At 64.2% G+C, this 21,352-nt stretch carries 20 protein-coding genes; 14 read left to right on the plus strand and 6 right to left on the minus strand.

Annotation, left to right across the window (positions count from 1 at the left end; translation table 11 throughout):
- Window positions 1-70 precede the first annotated feature (70 nt).
- The 9 genes from MOE34_RS16800 to MOE34_RS16840 all read left to right on the plus strand — a co-directional run bounded on the left by MOE34_RS16800 (window position 71) and on the right by MOE34_RS16840 (window position 8,046).
- Complete coding sequence (locus MOE34_RS16800; protein WP_009450572.1) at window positions 71-664, plus strand: DUF6088 family protein; 594 nt, start codon at window positions 71-73, stop codon at window positions 662-664.
- A complete protein-coding gene (locus tag MOE34_RS16805; RefSeq protein ID WP_009450573.1) occupies window positions 657-1,673 on the plus strand; it encodes a nucleotidyl transferase AbiEii/AbiGii toxin family protein in 1,017 nt (338 codons plus the stop codon). Before MOE34_RS16800 ends, MOE34_RS16805 begins: the two co-directional genes overlap by 8 nt.
- A 20-nt stretch (window positions 1,674-1,693) precedes the next feature.
- Window positions 1,694-3,003 (plus strand): IS3 family transposase gene (locus MOE34_RS16810; protein WP_086006164.1). Its coding sequence is split into 2 segments (ribosomal slippage): window positions 1,694-1,988 and window positions 1,988-3,003, totalling 1,311 coding nucleotides; the frame shifts between segments, so codons are not numbered across the junction.
- A 139-nt stretch (window positions 3,004-3,142) separates the two neighbouring features.
- Window positions 3,143-3,580 carry a MucR family transcriptional regulator gene (locus MOE34_RS16815; protein ID WP_051018000.1) on the plus strand — a complete coding sequence of 146 codons (438 nt, stop codon included), beginning with the start codon at window positions 3,143-3,145 and terminating at the stop codon, window positions 3,578-3,580.
- Window positions 3,581-3,659: 79 nt separating this feature from the next.
- A complete protein-coding gene (locus MOE34_RS25600) occupies window positions 3,660-4,364 on the plus strand; it encodes a hypothetical protein (protein WP_425287023.1) in 705 nt (234 codons plus the stop codon).
- Window positions 4,365-4,724: 360 nt separating this feature from the next.
- Window positions 4,725-4,946, plus strand: a complete 222-nt coding sequence (locus MOE34_RS16825; RefSeq protein WP_009450579.1) for a heavy-metal-associated domain-containing protein — start codon at window positions 4,725-4,727, stop codon at window positions 4,944-4,946.
- A gap of 86 nt (window positions 4,947-5,032) precedes the next feature.
- Window positions 5,033-6,982, plus strand: a complete 1,950-nt coding sequence (locus tag MOE34_RS16830) for a heavy metal translocating P-type ATPase (RefSeq protein WP_242218640.1) — start codon at window positions 5,033-5,035, stop codon at window positions 6,980-6,982.
- Between the two features lie 92 nt (window positions 6,983-7,074).
- A complete protein-coding gene (locus MOE34_RS16835) occupies window positions 7,075-7,719 on the plus strand; it encodes a DUF924 family protein (RefSeq protein ID WP_009450581.1) in 645 nt (214 codons plus the stop codon).
- Between the two features lie 96 nt (window positions 7,720-7,815).
- A complete protein-coding gene (locus MOE34_RS16840) occupies window positions 7,816-8,046 on the plus strand; it encodes a hexameric tyrosine-coordinated heme protein (RefSeq protein ID WP_009450582.1) in 231 nt (76 codons plus the stop codon).
- Between the two features lie 50 nt (window positions 8,047-8,096).
- Here the strand turns inward: MOE34_RS16840 and MOE34_RS16845 are convergent, their stop codons facing one another.
- The gene (locus MOE34_RS16845) at window positions 8,097-10,448 is read right to left on the minus strand and encodes a heavy metal translocating P-type ATPase (protein ID WP_081581943.1); all 2,352 of its coding nucleotides are present in this window, start codon (window positions 10,446-10,448) and stop codon (window positions 8,097-8,099) included.
- Between the two features lie 35 nt (window positions 10,449-10,483).
- Window positions 10,484-11,872, minus strand: a complete 1,389-nt coding sequence (locus MOE34_RS16850) for a mercuric reductase (RefSeq protein WP_009450584.1) — start codon at window positions 11,870-11,872, stop codon at window positions 10,484-10,486.
- 291 nt (window positions 11,873-12,163) lie between these two features.
- On the opposite strand from MOE34_RS16850, the gene MOE34_RS16855 reads away from it, so the two are divergent.
- The gene (locus tag MOE34_RS16855; RefSeq protein WP_242218642.1) at window positions 12,164-12,943 is read left to right on the plus strand and encodes an acetoin reductase; all 780 of its coding nucleotides are present in this window, start codon (window positions 12,164-12,166) and stop codon (window positions 12,941-12,943) included.
- Here MOE34_RS16855 and MOE34_RS16860 read toward each other — a convergent pair.
- The 4 genes from MOE34_RS16860 to MOE34_RS16875 form a co-directional block, all read right to left on the minus strand.
- A complete protein-coding gene (locus tag MOE34_RS16860; protein ID WP_242218644.1) occupies window positions 12,934-13,167 on the minus strand; it encodes a hypothetical protein in 234 nt (77 codons plus the stop codon). The genes MOE34_RS16855 and MOE34_RS16860 overlap by 10 nt on opposite strands.
- A 35-nt stretch (window positions 13,168-13,202) precedes the next feature.
- Window positions 13,203-15,164, minus strand: coding sequence for a heavy metal translocating P-type ATPase (locus MOE34_RS16865; RefSeq protein ID WP_242218646.1), 1,962 nt, complete (start codon window positions 15,162-15,164; stop codon window positions 13,203-13,205).
- Window positions 15,165-15,283: 119 nt separating this feature from the next.
- The gene (chrA, locus tag MOE34_RS16870; RefSeq protein WP_234189750.1) at window positions 15,284-16,519 is read right to left on the minus strand and encodes a chromate efflux transporter; all 1,236 of its coding nucleotides are present in this window, start codon (window positions 16,517-16,519) and stop codon (window positions 15,284-15,286) included.
- A 185-nt stretch (window positions 16,520-16,704) separates the two neighbouring features.
- Window positions 16,705-17,628 (minus strand): LysR family transcriptional regulator, encoded by a 924-nt coding sequence (locus tag MOE34_RS16875; protein ID WP_242218648.1) that lies wholly within the window; start codon window positions 17,626-17,628, stop codon window positions 16,705-16,707.
- A 169-nt stretch (window positions 17,629-17,797) separates the two neighbouring features.
- Between MOE34_RS16875 and MOE34_RS16880 the strand changes: the two genes are divergently transcribed.
- From MOE34_RS16880 to MOE34_RS16895, 4 genes are read left to right on the plus strand one after another with little or no spacing between them, the layout of a single operon-like run.
- Complete coding sequence (locus MOE34_RS16880; protein WP_009450590.1) at window positions 17,798-18,376, plus strand: TetR/AcrR family transcriptional regulator; 579 nt, start codon at window positions 17,798-17,800, stop codon at window positions 18,374-18,376.
- Window positions 18,377-18,394: 18 nt separating this feature from the next.
- Window positions 18,395-19,528 (plus strand): efflux RND transporter periplasmic adaptor subunit, encoded by a 1,134-nt coding sequence (locus MOE34_RS16885; RefSeq protein WP_009450592.1) that lies wholly within the window; start codon window positions 18,395-18,397, stop codon window positions 19,526-19,528.
- Entirely contained in the window at window positions 19,525-20,658 is a 1,134-nt protein-coding gene (locus MOE34_RS16890; RefSeq protein ID WP_009450593.1) for an ABC transporter permease, read from the plus strand. The genes MOE34_RS16885 and MOE34_RS16890 overlap by 4 nt, the downstream gene beginning before the upstream one ends.
- A 1-nt stretch (window position 20,659) precedes the next feature.
- A complete protein-coding gene (locus MOE34_RS16895; RefSeq protein ID WP_009450594.1) occupies window positions 20,660-21,352 on the plus strand; it encodes an ABC transporter ATP-binding protein in 693 nt (230 codons plus the stop codon).

Here is a 21,352-nt window from a genome sequence, read left to right on the forward strand (position 1 = left end):
TCGGTATGTTCCCCTGCGCTTCCTTGAAAACTGTCAGAAACTCGCGTATATTTCCAACAGGAGAAAGACGATGACACGGCTGACCGAACAGATTCTGGCACATGCGACGGGACTTCCCGAAGGGATGCCCGTGTCCGCCAAGGGCCTGCTCCACCTCGGAAACCGGGCGGCCGTGGATCAGGCATTGTCGCGTCTGTCCGAGCGCGGGCAGCTCATCCGCGCCGGTCGTGGCGTCTATCTGCGCCCCATCGCCAGTCGGTTTGGCACGCGCGCACCTTCGGTCGAGCAGGCTGTCGAGGCCCTCGCGACCCAAAAAGGGGAGATCATCGTCTCGAACGGAGCCGCCGCGGCGAACGCGCTTGGCTTGACGACGCAGGTGCCCGTCCGCTCGGTCTATCTGACCTCCGGACGCAGCCGAAAGATACACCTCGGCAAGCAGGTCGTCGAATTGCGGCACGCGCCGCGCTGGCAACTGGCCCTGGCCAACCGCCCCGCAGGCGAGGCCGTGCGGGCGCTGGCCTGGCTCGGCCCCGAAAAGGCGGAGGCCGCGCTCACGACCTTGAAGCGGAAGATGCCGCCCGGCGTGTTCGGCGAACTGGTCGCCGCCGCGCCGCAGCTTCCGACATGGCTCGCGCAGAGCGTCGGAAAGGCGGCCTATGGCTGACGTTTTCCTCCAGCTTTCGGCCGAGGATCGGCGTGACGCGTTGAGCGTCGTCGCCGACCGTTCGGGTCGTCCCACCCATCTTCTCGAAAAGGATGTGTGGGTGGTGTGGGCGCTGGCGACCCTCTACGCGGCACCGCTCGGCGAGCATCTGGTGTTCAAGGGCGGCACGTCGCTGTCGAAAGCCTATCAGGTCATTCGCCGGTTTTCGGAGGACGTGGATCTGACCTACGACATTCGGGCGATTGCGCCCGATCTGGTCGGGGACAATGGCGAGGGTCTGCCGAAGACACGAAGCGAGGAAAAGCGCTGGTCCAGCGAGGTCCGTCGGCGGTTACCGGCATGGGTCGCGGACACCGTGCAGCCTGTGATCGAGACCGCACTGGCCGTCGAAGGTCTGGCGGCGGCCGTCCGGGTCGAGGATGAGAAGCTCTTCATCGACTATGAGGCGACCGCAGCCGGGTCCGGCTATGTGGCTCCAAGCGTCATGCTGGAGTTCGGCGGGCGCTCGACGGGCGAACCCGCGAGCTTGCGCGACGTCGTCTGCGACGCGGCCGGCCTGATCGACGGCCTGGTGTTTCCGACGGCGCGGCCGCGCGTCATGCACGCGGAGCGGACCTTCTGGGAGAAGGCGACCGCCATCCACGTCTTTTGCCTCCAGGAGCGGCTGCGCGGCGACCGCTTCGCGCGACATTGGCACGATGTTGTCCGACTGGACGAAGCCGGCTTTGCGGAAGCCGCTTTTGCCGATCGCGACCTGGCCAACGCTGTCGCCCGGCACAAGTCGATGTTCTTCGCAGAGAAGGCTGCCGACCGCACGCCGATCGACTATGCAGCGGCTGTCAGCGGCGGCTTGCAACTCGTGCCGGTCGGCGATGGCGCGAAGGCGTTGGAGGATGACTATGCCCGCATGGTTGAGGATGGACTGCTCTTCGACGACGAGGAGCCGTTCGAAGCGCTCATGGCGCGGTGCGCTGATATAGCCGCGCGCACGAACAGAGCAGCCAAGTAAGAAACTGGGAGGACCGGGGTGTGGTCAAAGACATCCGCCGGGCGACACGGCGGCACTTTTCATCGGAAGACAAGATCAGGATCGTGCTGGATGGCCTTCGTGGCGAAGACAGCATTGCCGAGTTGTGCCGCAAGGAGGGGATTGCGCAGAGCCTCTACTACACCTGGTCGAAGGAATTCCTGGAAGCCGGCAAGCGGCGACTGGCAGGCGACACGGCCCGTGCTGCGACGACCGGTGAAGTGCAGGACCTTCGTCGCGAGACCCGCGCGCTGAAGGAGGCAGTCGCCGACCTGACGCTGGAGAACCGTCTGCTCAAAAAAAGCATGATCGCGGATGGGGGCGACGACGAATGAGATACCCCGCATCCGAAAAGCTCGAGATCATCAAGATCGTCGAGCAGTCGCACCTTCCGGCGAAGAAGACGCTGGATCAGCTCGGCATTGCGCGGCGCACCTTCTACCGCTGGTATGACCGCTACGTCGAAGGCGGCCCGGAGGCGTTGGAGGACCGTCCTTCCCGGCCGAACCGGGTGTGGAACCGCATCAGCGCCGAGGTCCAGAGCCAGATCATCGACATGGCGCTGGAACAGTCCGAGCTGTCACCACGTGAGCTGGCGGTGCGCTTCACCGATGAGAAGCGCTACTTCGTGTCCGAGGCGACCGTCTATCGCCTGCTCAAGGCCCATGACCTCATCACCAGCCCGGCCTTCGTGGTGATCAAGGCCGCCGACGAGTTCAGGGACAAGACCATGCGTCCCAATGAGATGTGGCAGACAGACTTCACCTACTTCAAGATCATCGGCTGGGGCTGGGTCTATCTGTCGACCGTGCTCGACGACTTCTCCCGTTACATCATCGCCTGGAAGCTGTGCACGACCATGCGGGCCCAGGACGTGACCGAAACGCTGGAACTGGGCCTTACGGCTTCAGGCTGTGACAGCGCCAGGGTGTTGCACAAGCCAAAACTGCTCAGCGACAACGGGCCGCCCTACATCGCCAGCGAACTCGCCGAATGGATCGACGCCAACGGCATGAGCCATGTCCGCGGCGCTCCGCTTCATCCGCAGACCCAGGGCAAGATCGAGCGCTGGCATCAGACGCTCAAGAACCGCATCCTGCTGGAGAACTACTTCCTGCCGGGCGATCTCGAACGCCAGATCGAAGCCTTCGTCGAGTATTACAATCACCGACGCCACCACGAGAGCCTTGGCAACGTGACCCCGGCCGACGCCTACTTCGGCAGGGCCTCTGCTATCATCGAACAACGAGAAAGGATCAAACGACAGACGATCGAGCTCCGGCGCTTGCAGCACCGCAAACTCGCCGCTTAACATCAACCAAAGATCGAGGCCGACACTCCGCTAAATCAAGCAGCCATCAGCGCCAAATGTTCTGACGACGGACAAGAGGCGGGTCACTTCTCGGCGAAAATCCCGGGTCAGCTCTCAGCGGAAATCAACAGACAGGCTAATCGAGCTGACCGCAGATGTCGTTTCGGCCTATGTGTCGAACAATCCTGTACCTGTCGCCGAATTGCCCGGCTTGATCTCCAGGGTGTATACGAGCCTGCTGCAGCAGACCGATGTCCCCACGGAAGTCGTATCAGAATCCAAAAAGCCCGCAGTCCCAATCAAGAAGTCGGTGACGCCGGACTACATCGTCTGTCTCGAGGACGGAAAACAGTTCAAATCCCTGAAGCGCCACTTGTCGACCCACCATGGCCTCACCCCGGACGAATATCGTGCGAAATGGGGCCTGCCGGCAGACTATCCGCTGGTCGCGCCAAACTACGCCGCAGCGCGTTCCGCACTGGCAAAATCGATGGGATTAGGACGCAAGCCAAAGCCCGTCGAAGAACCGCCAGCGGCTCCTGCCAGACGGAAGAGACTCGGCCTCAAATTCTCATAGGGCCTCTTTCGACCGTTCCCCAGGTTGCACCGGAACAACTCGCCGCCCCATTTGCGCGATTCAATAGATGCCGTCCTGAATGCACCGGCGCTTCTCCATCGCGAACGGTGAGCAGGGTCAACGGCAGTTCGAAGAACAGACCACCGATGACCCGCACCACTACGGCACCGATGACGAATGTCAGATTCTGAAGGGCAATCCCAGCCGTGCGGCAGGAAGGCCGGTGCGCATCGGGGTCTTCACGTCATCTCCTAGTAAAGAGCTGCCCTCTCGCGGTTCGGTGCGGGAGGGCAAGCAGGAACACCGTTCATGGATGTTGTCGCCGCAAGTCACTGCTTGCGCAACGGCGTTATTCGGTGGTCTTGCCGTCGAAGTGTTCATGCGCGGCGTCGGCTTCAGCCTTGGTTGGATGAACGACACCGTCGACGTGCTCGGGAGGGCTGTAGATCGTATAAAGCTTCAGCGGCTCATTCCCGGTGTTTTTGACGTTATGCCGCGCACCGGCCGGTACGATCATGGCCATATCGGCCCTGATCCTGCTCACATTGCCGTCGATCAGGATTTCGCCTTCGCCGTCCTCGACACGGAAGAACTGATCGCCGTCGTCGTGAACCTCTTCGCCGATCTCCTCGCCGGGCTGAAGCGCCATCAGCACGAGCTGCATATTTCTTGCCGTATAAAGAACACGGCGAAAATCCGTGTTTCCTTCGGTCAGTTCCTCGATGTCATCAACAAATCCACGCATGATATGCTCCATTTCATTGGTTTATTGCAAAAATGTTAGCTCGTCGTTGATCTCACTCAAGTCTCCCCATAAGACTTTCGCATATGGTCGTGTCGCCGATGCGACTTTGGTAAGAGTATCCTCAAGCTGTCCTTCCAGCAGCGGCGCGTCCACATCAAAGCATCCGCCAGGGAATCGAGACTTGTCGACCTGTGCATTTACGCACGGAAATCCCTTTGGTTTAGGCGGCAATTCCACCACAGCTCCCCATGTCGTCGCCCGACGAACCAGAACCAAGGCAGCGGCCTGTGCATTCATGCAAGCCTGGCTTGCCGGTTTCACCAATCGCAATGCGGGGTCAAACCCTTAGATCAATGAGGCAGGGGACACCCCTTCCCCACTATCGAAAGGAACCCGATCATGACCCAGAAAACCATCCTTCGCAGCGATGAGCTTTCCTGCCCCTCCTGCGTACCCAAGATCGAGAAGGCGCTCAACGCCCTTCCCGGTGTGGCAAAGGCCGAGGTGCGCTTCAACACCGGCAAGATCGAGGTCGAGCACGACCCCGCGCAATCGAGCGTTGAAGCGCTGGTCGAGGCAGTGCGTGGAACCGGCTACGAGGCGCGGCCTGCCGCCTTTTGATCGGCACTCCGCCTTTTTCGCCGCGCCGCGTGCCGGCGCGGCAGGCACGCTTTTCCGACATGGATGAAGATGAAAGGAGCGAGGAGATGAGCAATCTTGTCAGCAGGATCAAGAGCGCCTTCGTGCATCCGGCACGGCGGCGTTTCTGGCTGACGGTCGGCAGCGGCGGGTTGATCGCGGCCGGTCTTCTGGCGCGCTACGGCTTCGGCATGGTCGAGGCATGGACCGCGCTGATGGTCGCGGCCGCATTTCTTGCCGGCTCCGACATCGCGATCCGTGCCTGGCGCTCGCTGCGTGTAAAGCATTTCAGCATCGAATTGCTCGTCACCGTCGCGGCGGTCGGCGCGCTCATTATTGGCGAAGTCTGGGAGTCGGCGGCCGTCACCTTCCTGTTCATGTTCGGCGGCTGGCTGGAGGCGCGCACCATGGGGCAGACCCGTGGCGCGCTGAAGGCATTGCTTGATGCCGCGCCCGCCACCGCGACCGTGCTGCGCGACGGCGATCCCGTCGAGGTGCCGGCGCATATGGTCCAGCTTGGCGAGACCGTGCTGGTCAGGGCCGGTCAACGCATCCCGGTGGATGGTGAAGTAACCGAAGGCACCGCCGCCGTCAGCGAGGCGGCGATTACCGGTGAGCCGATGCCGGCCGAGAAAGCGCCTGGCAGCCACGTCCATGCAGGAACGATCGCCGAGAACGGGTTGCTGCGCATCCGCGCCACCAATGTCGGCGCCGACACCACCCTTGCCCGCATTATTCAGCGCGTCGAGGAAGCGCAGGAGGAAAAGGCCCCGAGCCAGCGCATGATCGAGCGCTTTGCGCAATGGTATACGCCGTCGATCATCGGGCTCGCGGTCGCCGCCTTCGCGGTGACGCAGGACATCCGCCTGGCGCTGACGCTGCTGGTCGTCGGTTGCCCCGGCGCGCTGGTCATCTCGACGCCGGTCTCCATCGTCGCCGGCATCGGCCGGGCGGCGCGCAGCGGCATCCTGATCAAGGGCGGCCAGCATCTGGAAAGTGCGGGCCGCATCGATACGCTGGCGCTCGACAAGACCGGCACGCTGACGGAAGGCAAGCCGCAGCTCGCCTCTATCGTCGCGCTCGGCGGCATTGCCGAGGCCGAGTTGCTGCATCTGGCTGCGACCGCCGAGACCGGATCGACCCATCCGCTCGGCCGTCCGATCGTCGAGGCCGGCCGCGAGCAGGGGCCGCTTTCCACGCTCGAATCGCTGGAGGAACATGCCGGCATGGGCCTGAGCGCCCGCATCGACGGCCGCATCATCGCCGCCGGCAACCGGCGCCTCATGGACACGCTCGGCATTGCGCTGGGCCAGGAGGGCGAAGCCGCTCTGGACCGTCTGCTGTCCAATGGCCAGACGCCGATCCTGGTGGCGCGTGACGGGCAGTTGATCGGGATGCTGGGCATGTCCGACATGGCCCGTGAAGGCGCGGCGGAAGCCATCACCCGGCTGCGTAACATCGGCATAGGCCGTGTGGTCATGCTGACCGGCGACCAGCATGGCGCAGCCGAAGCCATCGCCCGCGAGGTCGGTATCGACGAGGTCCATGCCGGGCTGATGCCCGAGGACAAGCTGGAACTGATCCGGAAGATGAAGGCGGATGGCGCGCATGTCGCCATGGTCGGCGACGGCATCAACGATGCCCCCGCTCTTGCCGCCGCCGACACCTCGATCGCCATGGGCGCCGCCGGCAGCGACGTCGCCATCGAGACCGCCGACATCGCGCTCCTGAAAGACGATCTCGGCAAGATCCCCGAGGCGATGGCGATCTCGCGCGCAACGCTGGGCAATATGCGCCAGAACCTCGTCATCGCACTGGTGACGGTGGCCGGACTGCTGGCGGGCGTGTTCTCCGGCAATGTCCATATGGCCGGCGGCATGCTGGTCCACCAACTTTCGGTGCTGATCGTCATCGCCAACGGCATGCGCCTTCTGCGCATGCCGAAGACGACCGCACCCGGCGGGAGGGCCTCAAAGGTCGCCACCGCCCGGCCCGCAACTGTGGCCGCGCGAGGCTGAAGCCTCCTCGCAGACCCCGCAGCGATGCGGAGTCTGTTGTTTTTGCGACGTCAACCCTGTCTCATCGCTCGCATTTGTCGGAAAGGATCGACATGAATGCCAGGACCGCCCCATGGAACGACGTTTTCGACTTCTGGTTTCCCGAAGGCCGCTCCTCACAGATAAAGGCTGAAACTCACCGCGATCACTGGTCGTGGCGGCTGCACGGCGGAGCGGATGACATGATCGTCGAGCGCTTCGCCGACCTCACGAGAAGCGCAGCTTCAGGCGATCTCGACGACTGGACCAGCGACCCCGAAGGCAGGCTGGCGCTAATCATCGTGCTCGACCAGTTCTCGCGCTCGCTCTGGCGCAACACACAGCGCGCATTCGCGCAGGACCCTGCCGCGCTGTCGCTGGCGATGGAGGGGTTTTCGAACGGCCACTACGCATCGCTGGACATGCCCTGGTTCAGAATCGTCTACAGTCAGCCCCTTGGCCATTGCGAAGGCCCGGATCACCTCGCGCGCATCGACCTGCTCATCAGGCTTCGCGAAGAGATAGCGGCGGAAGCGTCCGCTTCCCTTCAACCGATATACCAGTCGCTGGTGGATCAGGCTGGCGACGTACGCAAGGTCATCGCCGCTTTCGACCGTCATCCGCACCGCAATAACGTCCTCGGCCGAGAATCGACGCCGGCGGAAGAAGCTTACATCGCCGGAAGGGATTTCCCGCACGAAAGGGCGTTTCAGGCGTGACGCCTGGAGGCGAAGCGCATCGCGGGTTGATGCTTTCGTCGGCTGCTCGGGTAGATTACGGTTGTTGCGTATTCATATTCTCTGGAAGGAAAAAACATGGCTGACATCTGGCTTCCCTCACTCAAGACAGCGACCCCGCAGGAGGGGTTCGACCTTGCCACCAAAATGGCGCGGGTCGGCGTCAAGGTCACCCAACCGTCCGCAGAAATTCGCGACAAGCTGCGCGCGGCTTACGATCAGGACACCGCGCAACTGATCGCCTCCTCACAGGTGATCGCCATCCATTTCCAGACGGTGGCGGCCGCCAACAATTACTGGCGCGACTGACGCCCTCGCCTACGACTGACGCCAGGGCGTCAGTCGCGTCAGCGTTTCAGTCACAGTTTCAGACCCCGCAACCGCAGCGCGTTGGCGATGACGCTGACCGACGACAGCGACATGGCGGCTGCTGCGATGATCGGTGACAGGAGCAGGCCGAAAGAAGGGTAGAGCACGCCTGCGGCAACCGGGATGCCGGCGGCATTGTAGATGAAGGCGAAGAACAGGTTCTGGCGGATGTTCGCCATCGTCGCCTCGGATAACCGCCGCGCCTTGACGATCCCCATCAGATCGCCCTTGAGCAGGGTGACGCCGGCGCTTTCGATGGCGACATCGGTGCCCGAGCCCATGGCGATCCCGACATCGGCGGCGGCAAGCGCGGGCGCGTCGTTGACGCCGTCGCCCGCCATCGCCACCACCCGGCCTTCTGCCTTGAGCCGGCTTATGACCGCGCTCTTTGCGTCCGGCAGCACGTCCGCTTCAACCTCATCGATGCCGAGTTGCCGCGCGACGGCTTCGGCCGTGGTTTTATTGTCGCCGGTCAGCATGACGATGCGGATGCCCTCGCCATGCAGCGCGTTCAGCGCCTCCTGCGTCGTCGCCTTGACCGGATCGGCGATGGCGAAGATGCCGCCGGCCCTGCCATCGATCCCGATATAGATCGCGGTGGCGCCATCATGACGCAACGCATCTGCCTGGCCGGACAATTCCGCAACGTCGACGTCGTGTTCCTTGAGGAACACCGCATTGCCGACCACGATCGCCTTGCCTTCGACGCTGCCGAGCGCGCCCTTGCCAAGCGGAGAGTCGAAATCCACTACGGGCGGGATGGCGATGCCCTTCTTCTCCGCCGCCTCCACGATCGCCAATGCCAGCGGATGTTCCGACGCCTTCTCGACACCGGCGGCAAGCCGCAGGATTTCCGTTTCGTCGAAGCCGGCCGCCGCAACGACCGCCGTCACCGACGGCTTGCCCTCGGTGAGCGTGCCGGTCTTGTCGACCACCAGCGTGTCGACCTTTTCCATATGCTCGAGCGCCTCGGCGTTCTTGATCAGGACGCCGGCACTAGCGCCCTTGCCGACGCCAACCATGATCGACATTGGCGTCGCCAGCCCAAGTGCGCAGGGACACGCGATGATCAGCACCGAAACGGCCACGACCAGCCCATAGGCAAAGCGCGGCTCCGGCCCCCAGATGCCCCAGACAATGAAGGCGAGAATTGCGATGACGATGACCAGCGGTACGAACCAGCCCGAGACGTGGTCGGCCATGCGCTGGATCGGCGCACGCGAACGCTGCGCATCGGCGACCATCTGGACGATCCGCGACAGCATCGTATCGCGGCCGACCTTTTCCGCACGGATCACCAGCGCCCCGGTCTGGTTCAGCGTACCGCCGATGACCTGATCGCCCACAGTGCGGGTGACAGGCATGGATTCGCCGGTAACCATCGCCTCGTCGAGCGATGAGCGTCCGTCCTCCACCACGCCATCGACCGGCACGGTCTCGCCGGGCCGCACGCGCAGCCTGTCGCCGAGAATAACGTGCTCGACCGGCACGTCTTCCTCTGTGCCGTCATCGCCGATGCGCCGCGCCGTCTTCGGCGCCAGATCAAGCAGCGCCCTGATCGCGCCCGAGGTCTGTTCGCGGGCGCGCAGTTCCAGCACTTGGCCAAGCAGCACCAGAACGGTGATGACCGCCGCCGCCTCGAAATAGACCGCGACCGTGCCATCTTCCGCGCGGAAAGCGGCGGGGAAAATTCCCGGCGCAAGGGCGGCGACGATGCTGTAGGCCCAGGCGACGCCGGTGCCCATGGCGATCAAAGTGAACATGTTGAGGCTGCGATTGATCAGCGAGGCCCAGGCGCGCTCGAAAAACGGCCATCCGCACCACAAAACCACCGGCGTCGCCAGAACGAGCTGAATCCAGATCGATATCCGCATTGGCACCAGATGGTGCAGGGCCGGGAAAAGATGACCGCCCATTTCGAGCACGAAGACCGGAGCGGCGAGAACCAGCCCGATCCAGAAACGCCGTGTCATGTCGGCGAGTTCGGGGCTGGGGCCGCTGTCGGCCGTCACCACCAGCGGCTCCAGCGCCATGCCGCAGATCGGGCAGCTTCCCGGCCCGTCCTGCCGGATCTCGGGATGCATCGGGCAGGTCCAGATCGCGCCCTCGGGCGCTTCCGGTATGGGCGACGCTTCCCCTGCAAGATATCGCGCCGGGTCCGCCTCGAATTTCGCATTGCAGGACGCCGAGCAGAAATAGTGAGTGTGGCCCCCATGGGTCAGGCGATGTTCTGCGGTTTGCGGGTCGACCTCCATCCCGCAGACCGGGTCCGTCACAAGATGCGCATGACCCGAATGGTCATGATCATGCGAATGGTGCCGATGCTCATCGTGTCCGTTCATTCTCTAACCCGCCGCCTCAATGGAACTTGGAAAACTCATCGTTTCGCTACGTTGCCAAATAGCGCGTTCAGCCCCTCGGCCATTGTCGGGTGCGCAAGAACCGCATCGCGCAGGACACTGTAGGACAGACCGCCAAGCATGGCCGCCTGCACCACGGCCATCACTTCCCCGGCCTCCGAGCCGATCATGGTAAAGCCTGCGATCCGATCCTGCGGATCGACCAGCGCCTTCATGAAGCCCGCGGTCTGCGATGTCGTCCGTGTCCGCAGCACCGCCTTCATCGGCAGTTTGACGACGCGCAAATCCATTCCATTGGCCCGCGCTTGCGCCTCGCTCATGCCGATGCGGGCCAGCGGCGGGTCGATGAACATGCAATAGGGCATCAGCCGCCCGGTGGTCGTTCTGTCTCCACCGTCGAGATTGTCCCGGATTATTCGGAAATCATCTAGCGAAGCGTGGGTGAATTGCGGACTTCCCGCGCATTCGCCGATGGCCCAAACGTCCTTTGCGGTCGTCTCCAGGCGATCGTTCACCTTGATGGTGCCGGGATCCGTCAGCGCAACCCCTGCCTCTTCAAGGCCGATGCCTCGCGTGTTGGGCGTGCGGCCGGCTGCAACCAGAATGTCTGTGCCTTCGATCATTCTCGAACCATCCGGCGTCCGAACGGTGACGCGCACGCTTCCGGCTGATCGGCCCTCCACGTTCGCAACTTCAGCCGACAAAAGCACCTCGACGCCCTCCGCCTCCAGGATCAGTCGGACCTCGTCGGAAACATCCTCATCCTCGCGCTTCAGCAGCCGCGGGCCACGGTCCACAACTGTGACGCGACTGCCGAAACGTCGATACGCCTGGGCAAGTTCAAGGCCGACATAGCCTCCGCCGAGAACAATCAGATGTGCCGGCAACCGGTCCAGTTCGAGCGCCTCGATATGAGTGAGCGGCCTGGTCTCGGCGAGGCCGGGAACAGGCGGAATGGTTGCATGCGTCCCAAGATTGAGGAACAGCTTTTCAGTGGCGAGCCGCCGCATCCCGCCGTCGTTCAAGGCAACTTGAATCGTCCCAGGCGCGACGAGGCGTGCATTGCCCATGACGAGTTCCGCGCCGGTCGCCTCGTAGCGCTCGAGATGAAACGCCACGAGGCTCTCGACCATGGCGCGCTTGCGCGCCACAACCGTCTTCATGTCGACCGAGACGGGGCCGGCGACAACGCCATACTCCCCGGCATGGGCAACGGTATGAGCGACACCCGCGCTCCAGATCTCGTTCTTGCTGGGCAGGCAGTTGATGTTGGGACACGAACCGCCGATCCAGCGCCGCTCCATGACGGCTACCTTCTGGCCGGCTTGCGCCATATCCCAGGCGAGGTATTTGCCGCCCTCGCCACTGCCGATCACGACAGCGTCGTAGCGCTCCGCTTCCGTCATCAACTACGTATCCTTCTGCAACAGCGACTCACCGCACGATGAAAATATGCCACTCGACCATCTATTCGGGATCATGTCATACTCTTGCGGGATCGAACAATTACTGTTGCTTTTGAGGGAGGCCCCTTGAGGTGGCCTTACTGCCAGTTTCGGCGCCGTCGCATCATTTCCGGGCCACGGCCTTTAAATGGACCGGAATCATCGAGTGTAGTCGGTTCTGCTCCGGCTGTATTGCCCGAAAGGGAACATCCTGGCTGCACAGGATTGGCCAACTTTCTGTAGGAGAAAATCATGTCGTTGAATGGCAAAGTCATTTTGGTAACCGGCGCTGGCCAGGGGATCGGACGCGGCATTGCGCTGCGGCTTGCAAAGGAAGGCGCCGACCTCGCGCTGGCCGATGTCAAGGCTGACAAGCTCGACTCCGTTCGCAAGGAAGTCGAAGCGCTCGGACGCAAGGCCACCACCGTCATCGCCGATGTCAGCAAGCGCGACGACGTCTACGCCGCTATCGACCATGCGGAAAAGCAACTCGGCGGGTTCGACGTCATGGTCAACAATGCCGGCATCGCCCAGGTCAAGCCGATCGCCGACGTCACGCCCGAGGACATGGACCTGATCTTCCGGATCAATGTCGACGGCGTGCTCTGGGGCATCCAGGCGGCTTCGCAGAAATTCAAGGATCGAGGTCAGAAGGGCAAGATCATCAATGCCTGCTCGATTGCCGGACATGACGGCTTCGCCATGCTCGGCGTCTATTCGGCAACCAAGTTCGCCGTGCGTGCGCTGACGCAAGCCGCCGCCAAGGAATATGCCAGCGCGGGCATCACGGTGAACGCCTACTGCCCCGGCATCGTCGGCACCGACATGTGGGTGGAGATCGACGAGCGCTTTTCCGAGATCACCGGAACGCCGAAGGGCGAAACCTACAAGAAATACGTCGAGGGCATCGCTTTGGGCCGCGCGCAGACACCGGAGGACGTGGCAGCGTTGGTCGCCTTCCTCGCGGGCGCCGATTCCGACTACATCACGGGACAGTCGATCCTGACCGATGGCGGTATCGTCTATCGATAAAGCCGCCTGCCAAATCGCGAACGTTCAGAAGCGCCCGCACCGGGAAACGGCCTTGTGAGAATTTTTCTCTCCAGCGGAATGGTTCCGTCTGGAAGAACCGCGTTTTGTCGGAGAGAATTGTTCTCTTGTTGCTTGGCATGGTCATCGCCGCCTTCGGTCGCCATTCGCACTACAGGTTCTTGACCGGCAATCGACACCTGCTGAAGATCGATCGGTTTCCTCATCTACGCGGGTTTCGGGCGGGATTGCCGTCATCCGGTCAAACCCCTGACTGGTATGAAGGCTCTACAGGGCCGGCGTTGGATTGGCGTCGCAGTGAGGTCGCACTGCGCGCCCGGATCGGGTCGGCGAGCAGCCTGAGGCCGTTCAGCACCACCAGCACCGTGCCGCCTTCGTGTCCGACGACCGCGAGCGGCAGAGGCAGGGCGAAGAACAGGCTCGAGGCGACCAGAAGCAGCATCATGCCGATGGCGAAAATCAGATTCTGACGAATGATCCGTCGGGTACGGCGCGCCAACCGATGCGCGGCGGCAAGGCGGGCCATGTCCTCCGACAACAGCGCGACATCGGCTGCCTGCAAGGCGACGTCGCTGCCCGCTGCGCCCATGGCGATGCCGACATCGGCCCGCGCCAGCGCGGCGGCGTCGTTCACCCCGTCGCCGACAAAGGCCACCTTTCCATTCTTCGCCAGTTCGCCCACCAGCCGGACCTTGTCTTCAGGCAGAAGATCGGCATGGACATCCTTTGCCTCCAGTCCGAGTTCCGCGGCGATCCGCAAGCCGACAGGGCGCCGGTCGCCGGTCATCATGGCGATAGTGCCCACCCCAGCCGTCCTGAGCGCAGCCAGTCCGGCGGCCGAGGTCTCGCGCGGGCGGTCGGCGACGGTGAGCGCACCATAGACCCGATCTCCCCGCCCCAGCCACACCACGGTCTGGCTGCCGTCCGTCAGCTGCGCAAATTCGGGTGCGTCGAGCGATGCGCCCATGCGCGCGGCCATGCGCGGATTGCCGGCCCAGAGCGAGCCCACGGCATCCTCCCCCGTAATCCCCTCACTGGGCACGGTTTCCACATCGCGCACCTCGGCGGCGATTATGCCTTTTTCGTCGATGTGGCGGCGGATCGCATCGGCAATTGGATGTTCGGAATGCGCCTCGAGACCGGCGATCAATGACAGGAACCGCTCTTCGGCCTGTGCTCCCGATTCCGACGCCATCACCTGCGTCACCTCGGCCTTGCCTGTGGTCAGCGTACCGGTCTTGTCGAAGGCGAAGATATCGACATCTGCCAGCGTCTCCAGCGCCGCGCCACCCTTGAACAGCACGCCGCCGCGCGCGGCCGCCGCCAATGCCGAGAGGATCGCGGCCGGGACCGATATCACCACCGCGCAGGGGCTGGCCGCGACCAGCAGCGTCGCGGCGCGATAAAGCGCATCCTGCATTGTCCAGCCGAGTGCGAGGAATATAACGAGAGCCATTATCGCGCCGGCCAGCACCGCGATGGTATAGCGCTGGCCGAACCAGGCGCTGAACCGTTCGGAAGGAGCGCGCGCGGCCTGAGCCTCGGTCACCAGTTCGATCATTCGCGCCACGGTGCTTTCCGCGACCGGGCGGGTGACGCGCACCACCAGCACGGCGTTGAGGTTCACCGTGGCCTCAAACACCTTAGCACCGCGACTTTTGCCGACCGGCATCGATTCGCCGGTGATCGTCGCCTCATCGAGCGAGCCTTCCCCTTCCGCCACCTCGCCATCGGCCGGCACACGCGCACCGGGGCGCAGCACCACCAGGTCGCCGGCCACGAGATCGCCCACCGAAACTTCCGTGATGGTGCCGTCAGGAGCGCGCCTGAGCGCGGTGTCGGGACGCAGCGCCATCAGCGCCTCGACGGCATGGCGTGCCCGGCCCATCGCCCGCTGCTCCAACGTGGTCGAGAGGCTGAACAGCGTCAGCAGCACCGCCCCTTCGAGCGCAGCACCCACCGCGGCGGCGGCAAGGGCGGCCACGATCATCAGAAGATCGATGTCGAGAATCCGCTCGCGCCAGAGCGACATCAGGGCCCGGACCCCGGTCGGCACACCACCGGCCAGATAGACCAGCACGAGACCGACCGGTCCCCAAAGACCGGGGATCAAGAAGGCATCGACAGTCGCAAGCGCCATCCCGGCAAGCGTGATGCCGGTCAATGCTGTCATGAAGCGGTCGGAAGAAAGGTCGATTTGCAATTTGTGTTCCTGGCTGTGCCGCGACGGCGGCAGTGGCTGGGGAGACCGGCGATGATGCGCCGGATGGGCTGGCGTTACATTCCCGGTCGATCAGGCTCCTGGTCGCTATTCTTTTTCCATTACGACATCGAGCTTACCTCCAGGATCGCGCCGCCGGCAGCCGCAATCAACACCACGAGCGATGGCGGGAATTTCCAGCTCATCAGGGCCACGAAGCAGGTCAGCGCCAGCGCAAAGTCACGGGGCGAACCGACCGAGCTGGTCCAGAGCGGATCGTAGAGCGCGGCGCCCAGAATGCCGACCACCGCGGCATTGGCCCCTGCCATCGGCGCCCGCACGCCGGAGCGTGCGCGCAGCGTGTTCCAGAACGGCAGCGCGCCGACAAGCAGCAGGAAGCCCGGCAGGAAGATCGCAAAAAGGGCAAGCGTCGCGCCGGCGATCCCGTTCGGGCCGGGTTCGAGCAGCATGCCGAGATAGCCGGCGAAGGTGAAGAGCGGCCCCGGCACCGCCTGGGCCGCGCCATAGCCGGCCAGGAACGCATCGGGCGTGACCCAGCCCGGGCGAACCACTTCGGCTTCCAGCAAAGGCAAGACCACATGGCCGCCGCCAAATACCAGCGCACCAGCGCGATAGAAGGCGTCGATCACCGCCAGGCCCTGCGCGGGAAATAGCATCACAGCTAGCGGCAGGCCGAAGATCAGGATGAAGAACAGGGCCAGCGCGATTGTTCCCGCCTGCCGCGAAACCGGGAAATGCAGCGCTTCACCCGGCGCTCCCGCCGTGTCCCGGCAAAGCCAGAGCCCGGCGAGCCCACCGAGCAGGATTGCACCCAGCTGACCCGTGGCTCCCCCGATCAGCACCGCCATCAATACGGCGGCGAGCGCGATCGTCTGGCGTGAGCGGTCGGGACAAAGCGTGCGCGCCATCCCGCAGACCGCCTGCGCCACGATGGCCACCGCGACCAGTTTCAACCCGTGCAGCACCCCGATGCCGAGCGGGCCTGAAAACGCCCCCGCTCCGAGCGCGAACAGCATCAACAGCAGGGCGGAAGGCAAGGTAAAACCAAGCCAAGCGGCCAGCGCACCCGCCGGCCCGGCACGCTGCAGACCCAGAGCGAAGCCGACCTGGCTGGATGCTGGCCCAGGAAGGAACTGGCACAGCGCGACCAGGTCGGCGTAGCCACGATCGTCGATCCAGCCGCGCCGGGCAACGAATTCCTCGCGGAAATAGCCCAGATGCGCGATCGGTCCACCGAAGGAGGTCAGGCCCAGTTTCAGGAAGGCGGCCAGAACCTCGCCGGGGGTTCCTTGTCGTCGGCTTTGGGCCACGGCATTCAGCGTGTCATTGGCGGGCATGATCTCTCCGTGATGCTCGCGATTTCCGGGACTCACCAGACGCCCTGAAAGGGCGCATGCGATCATTGTCCCTGTAATGGGGCAATGGAACAGACCGGTGACTGCCGAAGCGCGCGCCTCGTCTTCCATCAGCATCGCAAGCGGTGTCCACAGGACCGCACCCCGCAAGAGAGATAACGGATGACTCATGCCGTGGTTGTCCGGGGAAGACCAGCCTGCGGACGACGGCCCTCCAGAAGGTCGGCGTCGGTGGCGAGCGCATCAGCTATGAAATCCATGAATGCACGGATACGGGCGGTGTTGCGCAGGTCCTCATGGGTCAGCAGCCACAGATCGAGCCGGAAATCTTGCGGAAACAGGGCGATCCGGACAAGATCGGGGGTACGGTCGGCTACGGCGCAGGGCAGCGGCGCAAGGCCGATTCCGGCCCTTGCCGCGGCAATCGCGGCCGAGATCGAGTTGGTGCGATAGATTGGCCGCATTTTCGGCAGCCAACCCGCCAACTGATGACCGATCGCTCCATGTGACCGGCCGAAGCCGATCCAGTCGCTGCCGGCAAGATCGTCATCAAGCCCCTGAGCGGCGCGTTCTGCCGAGGCATAGACCCCGAAGGCCAGCCGGCCGACACGCCGGCCGACCAATGTTTCCTGCGGCGTGTTGCCGATGCGCAGTGCGACATCGGCCTCGCGTCGGGTCAGGTCCAGGGGAGTGTCCGAAACGATCACTTCCAATTCGATCCCTGGCTGCGCTGCATGGAAGGCCGCCAGATGCGGTGGCAATAACCCGATCGCCAGCATATCGATGGCTGTGATGCGGATAAGCCCGCTCAGGCGCTGGTCCTGTCCGGTCACCTGACGCGACAGGGCGATAATTTCCTCGTCGATCCGGATGGCGGTCTCCTGCATGGCCTCTCCGGCGCCCGTCAGCGCATAGCCGTCCGGCAACCGCTCGAAGAGCCGAACGCCCAGACGTTCCTCGAAGGCGCTGAGACGGCGAAACACGGTCGAGTGCGTTACGCCAAGGCTGCGCGCTGCGCCAGACAGCGTGCCCGCCCGGGCCACAGCGAGAAAGAAGCGCAGATCGTCCCAGTTCTGGTTCTGTGCATCCATGAAGGATCACCCCTTCCGAGCCTGCTCCCATTGCCGGCAGCTTGTCGCCATCTTGCCGGCAACACCGCGCGTTCGCTTTGCTCCGTCAGAAAAGCTTGACCACGATCATTGCTCCACTTAAGTATGTGATTGCTCACTTACTAGGTACTTTATGCGAAAATCCGCGGAATTGCGCAAGGCCGAAATCGTCGCGGCCGTCCTCGACCTGGCCGACCGGATCGGGCCGGACCGGGTGACGACAGGTGCTACCGCAGCGGCCGTAGGCGTCAGCCAGGCCGCCTTGTTCCGGCATTTCCCGACCAAGGACACGCTGTGGCTTGCCGTGGCGGATCAAGTGGCCGGGGAACTGGCCATGGAATGGGAACGGGCCCTGGCTGGGACTGATGGCCCCATCGACCGGATCAAGGCGCTGATGGCCGCGCAACTGGGGCAGATTGTTTCCACACCGGCGCTGCCGATGCTGCTGTTCTCGCGCGAGCTGAATGTTGGCAATGAGGATTTGCGCGCGGCCTTTCGAGGCCTGCTGATGAGGTTTCAGGCGCTGATTGTGGCCGAACTGGCTCGCGGTCAGGACGCCGGCCGCCTGCGCCGCGAAGTCGCTCCGGAGGATGCCGCCGTGCTGCTGACATCGCTGGTGCAGGGCATGGCGATCCGCTGGTCGCTCGGGGCGCGCAACTTCTCGCTGATCGGGGAGGGAATGCGGCTCCTTGACGTGCAACTTCGGCTTTTGACCGTGAACGAGGATTAGGCCATGCGGCGTCGGTGGATGTTCGGTGCGGTGGCAGTGGTTCTGGTGCTGGGCGGGGGTGTGCTGTTCCTCACCGAGCGGCCGCTCACGGTCAGCGTGGTGCAGCCCGAGCAGGATGTGGCCCTGCGCATCTACGGCCTCGGCTCGGTCGAGGCACGGATCCTCAGCCGGGTCGGGTTCGAGGTTGGGGCTGCCCTGACCGGGCTGGCCGGCGACGTCGGGGACCGGGTAGTCAGGGGGCAGGAACTGGCGACCCTCGATCCGGCCGAGCAGGAGGCGCGTACCGCCCGCGCCCGCGCTGCTGTCGCGGCCAATGTCGCCGCCCTCGCCCGCGCCGAGGCCACGGTGGCGCGTGCCCGCAGCGTACTGGCGCAGCGCCAGACGGCAAATCAGCGTCAGCAGGGATTGGCGCGGCGCGATGTGACCTCGATCCAGCGCGCCGAGGAAGCGCAGCGCGACGAAGATGTGGCCCGTGCCGATCTTGCGGTCGCCGAGGCGGATGTGGCGGTGATCCGTGCTCAGGGCGCGGATGCGGCGGCGGCCCTGCAACAGGAGAAGGTCCTTCTCGCGCGTCATCGGCTGGCCGCACCCTATGACGCGGTGATCGTCACGCGCCATGCCGAAGCAGGAACGGTGGTGCGGGCCGGCGACCCGATTTTCACCCTGATTGCTCCCGAAACGGTGTGGATACAGGCCTATGTCGATGAGGAGCGCGCCGGCCAGCTTGCGCTTGGCCAGCCCGGCACGATCCGGCTGCGCTCGCGGCCGCAGGCTGAATTCCAGGGCACCATCGCCCGCATCGGGCTTGAAAGCGACCGGGTGAATGAGGAACGCCGAATCTGGCTGACCTGCACAGACTGCCCCCAGCCGCTGTATCTCGGCGAGCAGGCCGAGGTGCGCATCACCACCGGCAACCGCAACAGTGCGCTGATGGTGCCGGAGGTGGCGATCACCGGTTTCGACGGGCATCGCGGCCGGGTCTGGCTGGTGCGGGACGGACGGCTGGAGCAGGTCGAACTGTCCTTCGGCGCGCGCGACGATCGGGGCCGGGTCGAAGTCACGGGCAGCCTGCCGGACGATGCCGCCATCGTCGCCCGGATACCGCAAGGCGCGACCGAGGGGCGGCGGGCGCGGACCAGGACCACGCCATGAACCTTGCCCTCAAGGATATACGCCACGGACTGTTCCGCTTCGTCCTCACCTGTTTCGGGCTGGGGCTCTTGATGACAGTCGTGCTGTCGATGATCGGCATCTATAACGGCCTTGTCGCCGATGCGCTGGCGGTGGTGAAGGCGCCGGCAGCAGATGTCTGGGTGGTCGAGAGCGGCACTAAAGGGCCGTTCGCCGAAGCCTCGAACATCCCGCTGACCACGCGCGACGCCGTGGCGCGGATGCCCGGCGTGACTGAGGCCGGCGCGATCAATTTCCAGAACATCGAGGCTGCCCATGCCGGCGCTTCGCTGCGGCTCTACGTCATCGGCTACGAACCGGGACATCCCGGCGGCCCGCAGCGCATCGCCGAGGGGCGCGGCATCGGCACAAGCCATTTCGAACTGGTGGCAGACCGCAAGACTGGTCTTCTGACCGGCGAGACGATCCGTCTCGGACGCAACCGCTTCATCGTGGTCGGGCTGGTCGAAGGGGCAATGAACGCGGGCGGCGATCCGGCGGTCTATATCACGCTGGCGGACGCGATGGCGCTACAGACAGAGCTTGACCCGGCAGCGCAGCGCGTTCAGGCGGCGCGGGGTACCGTTTCGGTCAAGTCCGCTTCGGTCGCGGCCGTGATCGCACGGTTAGCGCCGGGCGCGGATGTCGAATTGCTGACCGCGACCGTGCGGCAGTGGAAACATCTGGCGGCCCTGACGCAAGCCGAGCAAGAGGACATTCTGGTCTCCTCGGTGGTCGATCTGGCGCGGCGGCAAATCGGCCTGTTTCTCGGCATCCTGCTCAGTGTTTCAGCGGTGGTGATCGCGCTCATCATCTACACGATGACGATGGAGAAGCTGAAGCAGATCGCTACACTGAAGCTGATCGGCGCGCCCGACCGCACCATCATCGGGCTGATCGTGCAGCAGGCGCTGATCCTCGGCGCTTCAGGCTGGGGGATCGGGCTCGTGCTGATCCTGACGGTGAAGGACTATTTCCCACGCCGGGTGGTGCTGGAGCCGTTCAACGTGATGGTGCTGGCCGGGATCATCTTCGCCGTCTGCATCGCCGCCTCGGGTCTTGGCGTACGGGCGGCAATGAAGGTCGATCCGGCCACGGCTCTGGGGAGCTGACATGACGGACGGCGAAATCCTGATCGACGTGAAGGGTGTGGCCAAGCATTTTGGGGACGGCGAAACCCGTGTCGATGCGCTGCGCGACGTCGACCTTCAGGTTCGCGCCGGCGAGGTGATCGCTCTTCTTGGCCCCTCCGGCTCGGGCAAGACCACGCTGCTCAACGTCATCGGCTGCATCCTGGCGCCATCGGCGGGCAAGGTGACGCTGGACGGCGAGACGGTGTTCGACGGGCAATGGCTGCGGCGCGACCTGAGGAGGCTCAGGCTCGACAAGATCGGCTTCATCTTCCAGACCCATAACCTTTTGCCTTTCCTGACTGCGGAGGAGAACGTCGCCGTGGTCCTCGACCTCGCCGGCTGGTCGGTTGAGAAGGGTCGCGCGCGTGCCGGCGATCTGCTCGGTTATCTCGAGGTCGACCACCGCGCCGCGGCCAAGCCAGCGCTCCTGTCGGGTGGCGAGGCGCAGCGAGTGGCCATTGCGCGGGCGCTGGCCAACCGTCCCCGCATCATCCTGGCCGACGAACCGACCGCCGCGCTCGACGGCAAGCGGGCCGGACTGGTGATGGACCTTCTGCGCAAGCTTGCCGTCGAGCAGGAAGCCTGCATCGTCACCGTCACCCATGACGAGAAGATTTTTGACCGTTTCGACCGCCTGGTCCACCTGCGCGACGGCAGGCTGGCCGACGCGTGA

The organism is Shinella zoogloeoides, assembly GCF_022682305.1.
Lineage (GTDB): Bacteria > Pseudomonadota > Alphaproteobacteria > Rhizobiales > Rhizobiaceae > Shinella > Shinella zoogloeoides_B.